14 protein-coding genes are annotated in these 13573 nt (G+C 64.5%); 8 read left to right on the top strand and 6 right to left on the bottom strand.

Annotated features, from left to right (window positions below; all coding sequences use genetic code 11):
- The first annotated feature begins 60 nt into the window (after positions 1-60).
- Both SU48_RS05785 and SU48_RS05780 read left to right on the top strand, forming a co-directional pair.
- Complete coding sequence (locus SU48_RS05785) at positions 61-915, top strand: glucodextranase DOMON-like domain-containing protein (RefSeq protein ID WP_231881695.1); 855 nt, start codon at positions 61-63, stop codon at positions 913-915.
- Between the two features lies 1 nt (position 916).
- Positions 917-1807 (top strand): DMT family transporter, encoded by an 891-nt coding sequence (locus SU48_RS05780; protein ID WP_064014421.1) that lies wholly within the window; start codon positions 917-919, stop codon positions 1805-1807.
- Between the two features lie 160 nt (positions 1808-1967).
- On the opposite strand, the gene SU48_RS05775 is transcribed toward SU48_RS05780, so the two are convergent.
- On the bottom strand, positions 1968-3236 hold the full coding sequence (locus tag SU48_RS05775; RefSeq protein ID WP_064014420.1) for a DUF4127 family protein: 1269 nt from the start codon (positions 3234-3236) through the stop codon (positions 1968-1970).
- Positions 3237-3302: 66 nt separating this feature from the next.
- Between SU48_RS05775 and SU48_RS05770 the strand changes: the two genes are divergently transcribed.
- The 3 genes from SU48_RS05770 to SU48_RS05760 all read left to right on the top strand — a co-directional run bounded on the left by SU48_RS05770 (position 3303) and on the right by SU48_RS05760 (position 5729).
- The gene (locus SU48_RS05770) at positions 3303-3752 is read left to right on the top strand and encodes a hypothetical protein (RefSeq protein WP_064014419.1); all 450 of its coding nucleotides are present in this window, start codon (positions 3303-3305) and stop codon (positions 3750-3752) included.
- A 106-nt stretch (positions 3753-3858) separates the two neighbouring features.
- On the top strand, positions 3859-5019 hold the full coding sequence (locus tag SU48_RS05765; RefSeq protein WP_064015876.1) for an ABC transporter permease: 1161 nt from the start codon (positions 3859-3861) through the stop codon (positions 5017-5019).
- Entirely contained in the window at positions 5016-5729 is a 714-nt protein-coding gene (locus SU48_RS05760; RefSeq protein WP_082869689.1) for an ABC transporter ATP-binding protein, read from the top strand. Before SU48_RS05765 ends, SU48_RS05760 begins: the two co-directional genes overlap by 4 nt.
- A gap of 88 nt (positions 5730-5817) precedes the next feature.
- Here SU48_RS05760 and SU48_RS05755 read toward each other — a convergent pair whose 3' ends face one another.
- From SU48_RS05755 to SU48_RS05745, 3 genes are all read right to left on the bottom strand, one after another.
- Positions 5818-7311 carry a tripartite tricarboxylate transporter permease gene (locus SU48_RS05755; RefSeq protein ID WP_064014418.1) on the bottom strand — a complete coding sequence of 498 codons (1494 nt, stop codon included), beginning with the start codon at positions 7309-7311 and terminating at the stop codon, positions 5818-5820.
- Positions 7311-7838 carry a tripartite tricarboxylate transporter TctB family protein gene (locus SU48_RS05750; RefSeq protein ID WP_064014417.1) on the bottom strand — a complete coding sequence of 176 codons (528 nt, stop codon included), beginning with the start codon at positions 7836-7838 and terminating at the stop codon, positions 7311-7313. Before SU48_RS05750 ends, SU48_RS05755 begins: the two co-directional genes overlap by 1 nt.
- Positions 7839-7981: 143 nt before the next feature.
- A complete protein-coding gene (locus tag SU48_RS05745) occupies positions 7982-8944 on the bottom strand; it encodes a Bug family tripartite tricarboxylate transporter substrate binding protein (protein WP_064014416.1) in 963 nt (320 codons plus the stop codon).
- A 210-nt stretch (positions 8945-9154) separates the two neighbouring features.
- Between SU48_RS05745 and SU48_RS05740 the strand changes: the two genes are divergently transcribed.
- The 3 genes from SU48_RS05740 (at position 9155) to SU48_RS05730 (ending at position 12821) form a co-directional block, all read left to right on the top strand.
- A complete protein-coding gene (locus SU48_RS05740; protein WP_456236270.1) occupies positions 9155-10918 on the top strand; it encodes an ATP-binding protein in 1764 nt (587 codons plus the stop codon).
- Complete coding sequence (locus tag SU48_RS05735; RefSeq protein WP_064014415.1) at positions 10915-11640, top strand: response regulator; 726 nt, start codon at positions 10915-10917, stop codon at positions 11638-11640. The genes SU48_RS05740 and SU48_RS05735 overlap by 4 nt, the downstream gene beginning before the upstream one ends.
- A 182-nt stretch (positions 11641-11822) precedes the next feature.
- Entirely contained in the window at positions 11823-12821 is a 999-nt protein-coding gene (locus SU48_RS05730) for a hypothetical protein (protein WP_157451091.1), read from the top strand.
- Here the strand turns inward: SU48_RS05730 and SU48_RS13915 are convergent.
- Together SU48_RS13915 and SU48_RS05725 are read right to left on the bottom strand one after the other, a co-directional pair.
- Positions 12706-13134 (bottom strand): inorganic diphosphatase, encoded by a 429-nt coding sequence (locus SU48_RS13915; RefSeq protein WP_082869688.1) that lies wholly within the window; start codon positions 13132-13134, stop codon positions 12706-12708. The genes SU48_RS05730 and SU48_RS13915 overlap by 116 nt on opposite strands.
- Positions 13131-13514: a hypothetical protein gene (locus tag SU48_RS05725; protein ID WP_064014414.1), complete on the bottom strand. Its 384-nt coding sequence runs from the start codon at positions 13512-13514 to the stop codon at positions 13131-13133. Before SU48_RS05725 ends, SU48_RS13915 begins: the two co-directional genes overlap by 4 nt.
- Positions 13515-13573 lie beyond the last annotated feature (59 nt).

Genomic DNA, 13573 nt, shown 5'->3' with positions numbered 1-13573 from the left:
CGCGAACAAGCTCAGCCGCGTCACCTGTGCTGCCCATCGCCCTGACCTATACTTGCGGGCGTGCTGTTGCCCGTTTCGCTCCTGTCTGCGCCGATGCTGTCTGTGCCCCTGCTGTTTGCGGCCCTCTTTTCCTATCCAGACCCGGCGGGCGATGCACGCGGCGACGGCGGCTACGTGCTGCCCACCCGCCCGGCCATCAGCGGCGACGCCCTTGACCTGCGAGAATTCCGGGCCGAAGCGTTGGGCAACGCGGCCAAAAAGAGCCTGCCACTGCTTCAGGGCACGGCTAAACCATCGGCTGGAATGCGCTTTACGGTGGGACTGGGACGCATCGAAAATCCGTGGGGCTTGCCCTCCGGGTTCTCGGCCAGTGTGGTCGATATTTTTGTGAAGTCTCCGCTGGGTACGGTACGCACGCTGGGAAACTTGGGCCTGAACGTGCGCGGCGCGGGCGGCTGGCACTACCATGTCCGCGTGACCGGGGCCGGGGCTACGCTGGAGGGCCTGCCCACCGCACAGGAGAGCGCGGCGGCTGTAGGGCAAAAGCCTGTGCCGATGGCGGCCCCCACCGTAACTATAGAGGGCACAAATCTGATTATCGATACGGCCATTCCATCCGGCCAGTACGCCTACTGGGTCACGAGCAGCGTGTATTCGCCCCTGAGTGCCGACGGCATTTTGCGGCCCAGCACCGGGACAGATACCTCGGCGTTGCAGGCCAGCCGCGCCAGTGCCCCCGCCCCGGTAGACGTGCTGGCCGCGCCCGACGATACGGCGGTGTACACGCTGGATACGCTGGCCCCGGTGGGCGAAACCCGCGACAGCCGCACCCTGCTGCTGGCCGCTGTGGGCGGCGTGGGCCTGCTGCTGACCGTTGGCGCGACGGTGCTGGTATGGCGCAGACGGGGCGTCTGAGATGACGGACTCCGCGCCCGCAGGGGCACAGGCCAAAGGCTGGAGCCGAAACATTCCCGCCCCGCTGCTGATTCTGACGGCGGCGTTTCTGTGGGGCCTGCTGGGAATATTTGGCAAGAATGTGCAGGCGGCGGGCGTAGGGCCATTGGAAGTGGCCTTCTGGCGGGCAGTGTTGGGCGGCGGCCTGTTTGCCACCCACGCCGCGCTGATTCGTGCGCCCTTGCCGCGTGGCCGTGACTTCTGGATCACGGCGGCGTTCGGCATCGCAGGCGTCAGCATCTTTTACGGCTCCTACCAATTGGCAGTGCGGGCAGGCGGCGCAAGTTTGGCGAGCGTGCTGCTGTACACGGCCCCGGCATTCGTGGCCCTGTTCGGCTGGGCCGTGTTGCGCGAACGCTTGGGCAAGCGCGACGTGCTGGCGGTGGCCGGAACGTTGGCGGGCATTGCCCTGATCAGCCTCGGCGGCGGGAGGGGCGTCACCGTGTCGGCGGCGGCGCTGGTGTTTGGCCTAGTCGCTGGATTCACCTACAGCCTGTATTACCTCTATGGCAAAGCGTTTTTTGGCCGCTACTCGCCGCCTGCGCTGCTGGCTGTGGCCCTGCCAGTGGGCGCGTTGGGCCTGCTGCCGTTCGTAGAATTCAGCGCCAAAACACCCGCCGCGTGGACTGGGCTGGGGGCCATCGCCTTCCTGTCCACGTACCTCGCCTACACCGCCTATAGCCTCGGCCTGCCGCGCCTGCCCGCCACCCGCGCCAGCGTAATTGCCAGCCTAGAACCGGTGGTAGCCGCTGCGTTGGCCGCGTGGCTGTTTGCCGAACGCCTGTCGGTCACGGCGTTACTGGGCGCGGCCCTAGTAATCGGGGCGGCGCTGCTGCTGAGTTTGAAGGAGTAGGGGGAGGGGGAGTTGGAAGAGTACGGTGGCGTGTAAACCCCCCCGTTGCTGACGCAACGCCCCCCCTTGAGGGGAGGACAAATGCTGTTGCGCTCCCCTTCAAGGGGGGCTGGCTGCGAAGCAGACTGGGGGGTTCACACGCCACATCAACGCCCGCCCCTCACCACCCACCCTTCAACTCAAAATCCCACTCGAAGGAGCGGCCCCACGGCAAGTCGGCGGCATTAAGGGTATAGGTCTGCCCCAAGCGCAACGGGAAATATTCGGCAGCCAGCTTGAGCAGCGCGGCTTGACCTTGCGGTGTATTCAGTTGGTTTTCGGGCACGGCTTTTCGCAAGGCGGCCCGCAATTCAGCGCTGTAGATGATGTCGTTGGCGTACTGGCGGGCCAGCAGCGCATCTTGGCGCACCGCGTCCACACCGCCCAAAGTGAGTTTGGCGTGGGCCAGAGCCGTGCCCAAGTTGTTGCCGGGAGTGCCCCAAGCCGCAAGCGAGCGCAAGTTGGCAGGCTGACGCAACACGGCCAGATCAGACCAGAGGCGCGTATTGCCCAGATTCACCCGCTCCACGTCGGCCACCGCCACCGGGCCAGCCCGCAGCAGGGCGCTGATTCGCACAGCGGCGCGGCGCGGGTCTCCCCCATTGAACACGTACAGCGTCAGGTCAGCAGGCCCAGACGGAATGACACGGAAGCCGCTGCCCTCTGCATGGTTCAGGGCGCTCTGCGTCAGCGGAATCCCCTCGTAACGAATCACCGCCTCTGCCGCCTTGGGGTCGCTGTATTCCACGCGCACTGTTTTGGGAGTAGGAGCCAGAGCGCGGGCTGCCAGCATCGACAGCACCTCGTCGGCACCGGGGTACACCCGCACATTGGCCGGGGCATTCTGCGCCAGCGCTGCGCCTTCCGCTGGGGCGGGGCTGCCGGGCAACGCATCATCCCAAGCAATGTGAAGCTCGGCAAATACGCCTTCCCGCGCCCAGTCGATCATGCGGCGCGTCACCTCCAGATTGCGTTCCCGGTTGGTGGCGTCCGGCTCGCGCGGCAGCGTGATGAAGGCGTAGATAGGCTGCCCGGTGCGGGTTTTCCAGTCTCTGAGCGGGGCCAAGCGGGCCAAAGCCTCATCGGTGGTCAGGGGGCTGGTGCGCGACTGCACGAGGCCGCCATACGCGAGGGCGTCCAGCGCCACAACGAGCGGGCCGCCCACTGGTTGAGCATTCAGCCAAGCCGTCAGGGCTGCCGGGTCTGCGCCGCGTGTGGCATTGCCCAGCAGTTCGGCGGGCACCACCTGTATGTCACGCCCATTCAGGCCCGCGATCAGGGCAGGCAGCACCCGTGTGGCAGGCCGGGAATCCAGCGGAATAAAGGTCTGTGCGCCCGCATGGAACAGACCCGCAGACAGGAAGGAGAGGAAAAAGGCAGGCTTGAGCATGGGCTTCAGGCTAGAGGGCGGGCGTGAGGTAAGGCGGTAGGAAAGATGAGAGCGGTAGATTGGGGCATGAGGCCGCTCTATACCAAATGCCCTGTTTGTTTCCACATAGGTGGTGGCGGCCTCCTTGCAAGATTTAAAGTCAAAGCTACGGGTGCCATTTTCTACGCCTGCGATCAGTGCGAATCCGCGTGGCCCGAAAATGAACCCATCCTGATTACATATTTCAACCTCATAACTGGCATTCTTTTAGAGAATGGACTTCCCCTTGAGAACCACAGAGGAGCCTTTTGGGAGGCGTTCGACGATACCGAATTCATAGCAAAGGATGAACAGTTGCGCGATCTCCTTTACCACCTCATGCTGATGGACGACAAAACAAAAGTAGATGACCCGATCTATCCTTACATCTGGCTTGTGGACTGTCATCGAGTCATCGGTACAGGCGGAGAAACTAAAGTGGCGTTGGTACTCAACAGAGCTGAGACCTATATCCTTGATGCGCAACCTGTGAAGTAGACGGATTTCAAGGCTAAGTCCGTCCTCAGACCCTTCGCCTCTCAGACCCACTCCGCAACACTTCCCGTCTTTTGTCCTGCGGTTTCGGCGTACCTTACATCTCATGATGTCTTGGGGAGATTTGTGGGCGCTGGCGTGGCGAGGACTCACGCGGCGGCCTGTGCGGACGCTGCTGACGGCACTGGGAATCACGGTGGCCGTCGCCAGCATGGTTGTTTTTCTTTCTCTGGGCGAGGGGATTCGCAAGGTCTTTACCAGCGAACTCGGCGGCATCGGGCCAGATGTGCAGGTGAGCCTGAGCGGGTTCACGCAGGGCTTTGCGCCGCAGCCCAACCTGCCCGAAACGGCTGTGGCCGACATCCAAAAGCTGGCGGAGGAACTGGGGATCACGTCGGTGACGCCCGTGGTGATGAGCGTGCGGAGCAGTTTGGACGTGTCGCAGAGTGTGGTGCTGTATGGCCTACCTGCCGCGCAGGGCATCAGCACAGTCTTTCCCAAAATCGTGCCCGCCACAGGCCGCGCTCTGATTGCTGGCGATGAGGGTCAAAAAGTGGCGGTAGTCGGTGCCAAAGCCGCCGAGAACCTGCGTCTGAAGGTGGGCAGTACCTTGAACCTTACACGGCGCACTTCGGTGAAAGTGATCGGCGTGCTGGCGCAGGAATCGGGGCTGGTAGATTCCTTCATCTTCCTGCCGCTGCGTACCCTGCAAGACGCCGAGGGCGCAACCGGGCGCGTGTCGCTGGTGGCCCTGAAACTGGAGAATCCCCGTGACGCCCGAGCCGTAGCCACCGCTCTCGCCAAGCGCCTGAATCTGGAAGCGTCCACTCAATCGGACTTCCTGAGCTTCGTGGAACGCGCCCTCCGAATCAGTGACGCCGTGCGCTTCGGCATTAGCCTGATCGCGCTGATCGTGGGCGGGCTGGCGGTTGCCAACACCGTGATGATGGGCGTGTTCGAGCGCACCCGCGAGTTTGGAACCCTGCGGGCCATCGGCGCACGCCCCGGCTTCGTGCGGGCGCTGGTGCTGACCGAATCGCTGCTGCTGGCGCTGGCGGGCGGCGTGGGCGGCATCATTTTGGGACTGGCAGGCATCTGGGGCGTGAACCTGTACACCCAAAATCTGGCCGGAATAGACGCGGCGGCCCTGACCCCGCGCCTGACCTTGCTCGCGCTGGGCATCAGCATTTTGCTGGGGCTGCTGTCGGGGCTACTGCCCTCGCGCAGTGCCAGCCGCATCAGCATTACCGATGCACTGGGGCGCGTATGACTTCCTCCGCAGTTCTGGCGGGAACCGTCGCCCCTGACGCTTCCCGCCCCGCTCTCGTGACCCAAGACCTCTCGCGCATTTACCCCAGCGGCGAAGGCTCCGTCACCGCGCTCGCGCCCTTTACCCACACGTTTCCGCAAGGCCTGACAGCAGTGGTCGGGCCGAGTGGCAGCGGCAAAAGCACCCTGCTGAACCTGTTGGCGGGCTTCGACACCCCCAGTTCCGGGCGCGTGGTGGTGGGCGGCACCGATTTGCACAGTCTGTCCGAAGCAGGCCGCGCCGACTTCAGGCTTAAGCATTACGGCTTCGTGTTCCAAAATCACAACCTCGTGACCATTCTGAGTGCGCTGGAAAACGTGGAATTCCCGCTGACGTTGGCCGGAATGAAGCCCAAAGAACGCCGCGAACGGGCCCGCGAGCTGCTGGAGCGCGTGGGACTGGGCAACCGCGCCACGCACCTTCCCGGCCAATTGTCGGGCGGAGAAGCGCAGCGGGTGGCGATTGCCCGTGCGCTGGCCTGTGACCCCGCCGTGCTGCTGGCCGACGAACCCACCGGAAATCTGGATACCCGCACGGGCCAAAAAGTGCTGGATTTGCTGACCGCGCAGGCGCAGGGGGGCCGCACGGTGGTACTCATCACCCATGACCGCGATGTGGCGGCGCTGGCGAACCATACGCTGCGGGTGCGGGATGGGGTTGTAAGCAGCTAAACCGGGAGTGCAAATCGGAAGGTCAAAGAGAACGTGGATCGTGGTCAGAGCTTCACCACGATCCACGTTCCACTGTCCACGCTCTAACTCAAGTTGCCACTGACGGCCTTCTCGCCTTCAACACCGCCGGAACAATCAGCGCCAGCGCCACGATAAACAAGATAAACGCGCTGAGCGGCTGGCGAACGAAGGTGCTGTAATCGCCGTTGCTTTGCTGCAGGGCCGTGCGGAAAAAGCTTTCGGCGGTTGGCCCCAGAATGACGCCGATGATGGCGGGCGTGACGGGGAAATCGAAGCGGCGCATGCCGTAGCCGATGATGCCGAACAGGGCCAAGAGGAACAGGTCGAACACGCTGTTGTTGAGGCTGTACACGCCCACCGTGGAAAACACGAGGATTCCGGCGTACAGGAAGGGGCGGGGAATCAGCAGCAGTTTGGCCCACACGGGCGCGAGCGGCAAGTTCAGCGCCAGCAGCATCACGTTGCCGATGTACAGGCTGGCAATCAGGCCCCACACGAGTTCTGGACTGGTAATGAACAGCAGCGGCCCCGGCTGAAGCCCGTACTGCTGAAAGGCGGCCAGCAAAATGGCGGCGGTGGCGCTGGTCGGCAGCCCCAGCGTCAGCAGCGGCACGAGTACCCCAGCAGCAGCGGCGTTGTTGGCGGCTTCGGGGCCAGCCACGCCTTCAATCGCGCCTTTGCCGAACTCTTCGGGGTGCTTGCTCAGTTTTTTCTCCAGCGTGTAGCTGAGGAACGTGGGGATTTCTGCGCCGCCCGCCGGAACTGCGCCGAAGGGAAACCCCAGCGCCGTGCCGCGCAGCCAAGGCTTCCAACTGCGCCGCCAATCTTCGCGGGTCATGCGGGCGTTGCCTTCCAGCTTGATCACGCTGGCCTTGTCTTTGCGGAGGCGCGAGGCCACATACAGCGTTTCCCCGATGGCAAACAGCCCGATGACGACGGTGACAAACTCGATGCCGTCCAGCAGTTCGGGGCGGCCCAGCGTGAAGCGGGCCTGTCCACTTTGCAGGTCAGTGCCGACTAAGCCGATGCACAGGCCGAAAAACAGGCTGATCAGGCCGCGCAGAGGACTGCCGCCAAAGGTGGCGCTGATGGTCACGAAGGCCAGCATGATGAGGGAGAACTTGGCTTCGGGCCGGATTTGGACGGCGATTTCGGCAATGGCGGGCGCGGCAAAGGTCAGCAGCATGGTGCCGATGGTTCCGGCCACGAAGGAACCGATAGCCGCCGTAGCCAAGGCAGCGGCGGCGCGGCCTTTGCGGGCCATTTTATTGCCTTCCAGCGCGGTGATGATGGAGCTGGACTCGCCGGGGGTATTCAGCAAAATAGAGGTGGTAGAGCCGCCGAACATGCCGCCGTAATAGATGCCCGCGAACATGATGAAGGCGCTGACCGGGGGTAATTTGGCCGTCACGGGCAGCAGGAGCGCCACCGTGAGGGCTGGCCCGATGCCCGGCAGCACGCCCACCAGCGTTCCCAGCGTGACGCCCACCAGCGCCCACAGCAAGTTGATGGGCGTCAGGGCCGTTTCGAATCCGGCGAACAGGGCGGTGATGGCGTCCATCAGATCACGCCTTTCAGGATGCCGGGGGGCAAGGTGAGGCCCAGCCCACGCGTAAACAGCAGGTAGGTGATGAGCGCGACGATGAGCGCCACGCCCGCCATCAGGCCGTAGCGCCGCTCACCGAAGGCAAACGCCACCGTGAAGTACATGACGGCGGTGCCGAACACGAACCCCAGCGGTTGCAGCAGCAACGTGCCGATCAGGAAGCCGCCCAGAATCAGGCCCGGAGACGCCAGATTCACGGGCACATTGGGATCGGTGTCTTCCTCGGCGGCAGGTTCGGCGCGGTGGCCCCGCAACGCCGCCACCGTCAGGAAGGTGCCCAGAACCAGCGTGCCCACACTGACAATCATCGGAAAGACTCGCGGCCCTACCACCGTATTCATGCCCGACGCGGCAATCTGGTTGGTGCCGATCAGCATCAGCAGGCCCAGCACCACCACGCCCAATGCGATAAGCAGATCGGGCACGCTGATGGGGCGGCGGGCAGTGGGAAGGGAAATGTTGGGTGGGACGGGATCGGGCATGGGAACCTCTGGGAAAGTGTGGTTAGGGGAAGTGGAGATTTAGTTGGGTAGATTTGGGGTGGAAGGCGAGCCTCCCGTTGCTGTGCAACAAGTAGGGGGCGAAGTGGCTTCCGTGCTTCCACTTCGCCCCCTGCTGCTCCGGCTTACTTCACAAGGCCGATGTCTTGCAAGATGCCCTTGGTTCGCACGGCTTCCAGTTTCAGGAACACGTCGAACTTGCTGCCGCTCATGTACAAATCTGTCCATTTACGGGTGTTTAGGACTTCTTTCCAAGCTTTGGACTTGTGCATCTTGTCCAGCGCCGACACCAGTTCAGCCTTCTGGCTGGCGCTGATGCCGGGAGGGGCCACGATGCCGCGCCAGTTCGCCAAATCGATGTTGTAGCCCTGAGATTTCAGCGTGGGCACCGCAATTCCGGCCTGAGCTTTGGGCGCGCTGATGCCGATGGCCCGCAGTTTTCCGGCCTTGATCTGGGCCTCGAATTCGCCGTAGCCTGCCACGCCCGCCGCGACTTGGTTGCCCAGCAGGGCTGCCAAGGTTTCGCCGCCGCCGCTGAAGGGCACGTAGTTCATCTTTTTGGGGTCTACGCCCGCCGCCCGCGCCAAGAGGCCCACCAGCATATGATCGGTGCCGCCCGCGCTGCCGCCCGCAAAGGCCACTGCGCCGGGGTTGGCCTTCCACGCGGCCACCAGATCGGCGGTGTTCTTGTAGGGGCTGCTGGCAGGCACCACGATCACTTCGTATTCTCCAGTCAGGCGGGCAATGGGGGTCACGCGGCTCAGGTCAACTTTAGAATTGTTGGTCTGAATCGCGCCCACCATCACGAGGCCCATCGTCATCAGCAGGTTGCCGTCGCCCTTGGCGTTGTACAGCTGCGCCAGCCCAATCGTGCCGCCCGCGCCGGGCACATTGAACACCTGCACGGGCTTGACCAGACCCTCGTCTTGCAGCACGGTTTGCAGCGAGCGGCTAGTCTGATCCCATCCGCCGCCGGGGGCCGCCGGGGCCATGATGCGGAGGTTGTTGATGCCTTGAGCGACGGTGGCAGGCGCGGCCAGCAAGAGGGCGGAAAGGGTCAGGACAGTTTTTTTCGTGATGTTCAACATGGGTGCCTCCGGGGGCAGGCCGCGCCAGAGTGGGCGGCAAAGCAAGGTGAGATTGTGGTTGGAGTTCACCCTACGCTCATGGCCCCGGCAACACAAGAGGTTTTGTACGTCTGACACGGTATTTTTTGTGACCACAATGCACAACCGTGAACACAATGCACGCAAGGCCCGCGCCCCTTCCCGCCGCGCCTAGAATGACCTCGATCCTCCGTGACCCGGCCCAAACCGCCCTCCGATCTGACCGCAACGCCCTCGCCTGCGTTCGTCTCGGCTGCACTCCCGTTGCCTGCCCTGTTTCGCCCGCCCCCTTTTTTGCGGCGGCAAGGCATTCAGGGGCGGCTGGTGTGGCTGCATCTGCTGGTGCTGTGCGCCATGACCGCGCTGCTGGTGCTGGTGCAGACGTGGCAACTGTACGGCGAGGCCCGCGAACGAATTGGCGAGCGGGCCATCACGGCCAGCCGGATCGTGTCGCGCCTGCCCAGCGTGGTTCAGGGGGCACAAGCGGGCGTCCAGAACGCGGCGCTGAACCTGCAGGTGAACGAGATTCGCGCTCAGGCCGAGGCCGATTTTATCGTGGTGGGCAACCGCGCAGGCATCCGGCTGGCGCACCCACGCCCAGACCGCTTGGGCCAGCCGATGGAAGGCGGCGACAACATAGAACCGTTCGCAGGCCGCGAAATTATCAGCGTGGCGCGGGGCAGCCTCGGCGTCAGCGTGCGCGGCAAAGTGCCCATCTGGAACGCGGCGGGGCAGGTGGTGGGTGTGGTCAGCACGGGCTACCTGATGCCCGCCGCGTGGCATCTGGTGGTAGGGGCGCTCATCAGCCTTGCCCCGTGGTTCGTGCTGGCGCTGGGGCTGGGCACGGCGGGCGCAATGTTGGTGGCGCGGCGACTGCGGGCCGATATTCTGAACTTGGAACCCGAACAGATTGCTGCGCTGGTGGGCCAACAGCGGGCGGTGCTGGCAGCCCTGCGCGAAGGCGTGATTGCCGTAGACGGACAGAGCCGGGTGACGCTGGTCAATGACCGCGCCGCCGAGATGCTGGGGCCGCAGACGGTGAGGCCCCAGGCAGTGACGCCACAGTCGACGCCCGCGCCCCTGGCCGACTTCTGGCCGGAATTGGCCCTCCTCACCCGCCCGGTGCAGCAGCCCTTATCGCGCCAACAAAACTTGGAAGTGATGCTAAAGGGCCAGCCTATTTTGGTCAATATCGAACCGCTGGGACAGTCTGGGGCTGGTGGAGGCGGGTTCGTGGCAGGCTTCCGAGACCGGGCTGAAGCGGTGGCTCTGGCCGACGAACTGACCCATGCACGCGGCTTTGTGGATGTACTGCGTGCCCAGACGCATGAATACCAGAACCGCCTGCATGTGCTGTCTGGGCTGCTGCAACTGGGCCGCCCCGAAGAAGCCCTGCGCGTGCTGAACGCCGAGATTGAACAGGGCGCACAGTTCCGGCAACTGCTGCGGGATGTGCAGGTGCCCCGGCTGGTAGCCCTGCTGGCCGGGAAACGTGAGCGGGCGCAGGAACTCGGCATCGATTTTCAGGTAGCCGAGGGCAGCAATTTATCGGCCTTATGGGAGCGCCACGCCGATACGCTGGTGACGGCGGTGGGCAACCTGACCGAAAATGCCTTCGAGGCACTGGCGGGGCAGCCCGGCACCGTGACTGTCCTCATTGGTGAAGACCCGGAAGGCGCACAGGTGGAAGTGGAAGACAGCGGCCCCGGCGTGGCGGCGGGGGTGGCGGCCCGGCTCTTTACACGCGGCGCGAGCAGCAAGGGCGAAGGCCGGGGCTACGGCTTGGCGGGCGTACTGGGGCGGGTGCAGGCGTTGGGCGGCCAGATCAAGCACACGCGGCGCGGCGGCCATACGGTGTTTCAGGTCAGCTTGCCTGCACCGGGAAACACTGCACTGGTCAGCGCCGCCTCAGAGCCTACTGTTTCAGAATCTAGTGCGCCGAGGCCCCCGGCATGAGTGCGCGGGTGCGGGTGCTGCTGGTAGAAGATGATCTGCGGGTGGCCCGTGTGAACCGGGATCTGCTGGAGCGTGACCCAGACGTACATGTGGTGGGCAGCGCCGCCACCTGTGCCCAAGGCGACGCGCTGGCGCAGGCCCTCGCCCCTGACCTGATCTTGCTAGACGTACACTTGCCCGACGGCAGCGGTCTGGGCTTGCTGAGGCACTGGCGCACGCAGGGGCGCACCACCGACGTGGCCCTGATTACCGCCGCAGACGACGAATTCAGCGTTCGCACGGCGCTAGCGCACGGGGCCTTCGACTACTTGATCAAGCCGTTTACGGGCGCGAGGCTGGCCGAACTGGTGGCCCGCCACCGTGCCCGCCATACCCCCACCACCCCCACTGCCGCGCCCCGGCTGGATCAGGCCAGCCTAGACCGCTTGCTGGGCATCAGTGCCAGCACCGCCGAAGCCTTGCCACGCGGCATAGACCCGCATACGCTGGAGAGGGTCTATCTGTCCTTAGTTGACATGGGCCGCCCCACCAGCGCCGAAGAAATAGGCGACAGAGTGGCCCTGAGCCGCGTGACCGCTTGGCGCTATCTGGAACATCTGGTGCGGGTGGGCCGCGCCCAGTTGGATCATCAGTACGGGCTGGCGGGGCGGCCTGCCAAACTGTACCGGGCGTCAGGGGGGCAGGTATCTGGGGGGCAGGCGGCGGAACCGGGTGAGAGTTGACGGCAGGGTGCGGGTTATGCGGTGTAAAAAGTGTCCAAGGGTCTAGGGGCGAAGGGTCTAAGAGCAGAATCCAGCCCATTTCCAAGCCTATCGCCTGTGCGGACGGGAAGCGGGCAGCAAACTTACCCAAATCACTTCTGCCTGACCCCCGCGTGACCCGATTCCTCTTACACTGAACCCGAATGTCTGCTCTGTTCCGCCTTCTTCCCTTCCTCTTTCCGCCGTTCCTTTTTCTTTCCCTGACAGGCTGTGTACCCATCGCGGTACAGTCGGGGCGAAGTGAGGCGCTGAATCTGGCTGGCCCCGCGCCCGACGTGGTTCTTCTCAGCGTATCGGGGCGCTGTGGGCCGCCTTGCGTGGCCCCGCGTGACAACTGGGATTACCTGACTTCGCGCGGAACGGTAGACGCGGTGGCCGATGAATTGGGGGCGGCGGGCCTGAGCGTGCAGGTGGCCGGGTATGCCAGCAACGCGGCGGCGCAGTTCGAATCGTTGCAGGCCCGCACACCGCAGCGGGGGTTCGGTGCATTGCTGGCCGACTTCGAGCGCCTGAAGAACGGCTGGATGAAGGCCCCACATCCGCCCCGCCTTGTGTTGCTGGGGCACTCGCAGGGCGTGGCGTGGCTGCACTACCTCACCCGCCTGCACTCAGAGGTACCGGTTGCACTCCAGATCGATCTGGACGGCATTTGTACCGCGTGGCGGGCCGATCATGCGGCGGGAGTGCGCGGGCTGCCCGCTCCGCAAGGCGGCCTGCCGAGTGCCCTGAGCGCCTGCGACAGCCTGAGCGTGCCGGGTGCGCCGCTGCTGACACGCGGTTCGCTGAGCCTGAAAGACGTGGTGTGGCCTAACGTGGCGGCCAATCTGGAAGTGCAGAGCAAGCGCTTGCCTGCCCGCACCAATGGCAGCGGCCTGCTGATCAATTACCTGTTCGATCCGGCCCGCAATGCCCGGCTGGACGGCGGCGCGGCGGGCATTCAGACCTACGTGTCGGCCCGCGAGGATCACAGCGCCGTGTCCTATCCGGGCAGCGACGCGGTGAAGTGGGTGCGGGGCCAGATTCGCCCTAGAGCGCAGGAATGGAAGGTGCAGCAGGGAGCGATGCCAACCAAGTCTGCGCTTGCTCCGGCCCCAGCAATCTTGCCCCCCGGCCCGCCGGAAACCATGCCAGCAGCGCCATAAAGCCGTCTTCTAGGTCGCCAAAGATGACCTTGTGATCCCCATCGGCCAAATGCAGCAGTCCGGTAGGCCGAGCCGTGATTTGCGTGCCTGCGGCCAGTGGAGCGCCCAACCACACGGCGTCCACTTCGGCAGCGTCGGCGGGGTTGAGGGTACCGGGCAAGCAGCCGTAGTTGACGGGCGCGGGCAAGGGTTCGGTGCGGTAAGGGTGCAGCCGCCCACCCTCGTACTGTTCGCCGCGCCAGATCAGGCGTTCGCGGGTGCCTGCGCTCCATTCCACCACGCCCAGCCATTCCCGGCCAGCAGGCAGGCTCACGGCTGCACCTCGTATAGCTCTAGTTGCCGCAGCACGTTGCCGCCAAACGACAGCAGCGCCCGGTAGGTGCCCGGATTCGGGGCGGTCAGGGAAAAGCTGGCCTTCCTCGTTTCGGCGTCCAGATACACGCTGTCGCGGCCCAATTCGCGGCCTCCATCGAACCACACCACGCTCAGATAACCGGGATCGAAGCGGCCTTCTAACGCCGCCTGCAACGTCAACGCTTCGCCGGAGCGGGTCAGGGTGGCCCCCGTGATTCGCGCCGGAAAATCCACCTTCACTTCAGGCGGAATGAGGGGCACGAAGTTGTAGCGGCAACCGCTGAGGGCCGGGGCCAGCAGCGTCAGCGCGGCAGCGAGCGCGAAGGAACGGGGAAGCATAGGGCCAGTGTAGAGGCAGAGTGTGAAGAGGGCTGAGCGAAACACACGGAGCGAACCAA

The sequence above is a fragment of the Deinococcus puniceus genome (assembly GCF_001644565.1).
GTDB classification, from domain to species: Bacteria; Deinococcota; Deinococci; order Deinococcales; family Deinococcaceae; genus Deinococcus; species Deinococcus puniceus.
Note: the sequence above shows the minus strand (reverse complement) of the source record. Positions and strands in the feature narration are given on the sequence as shown.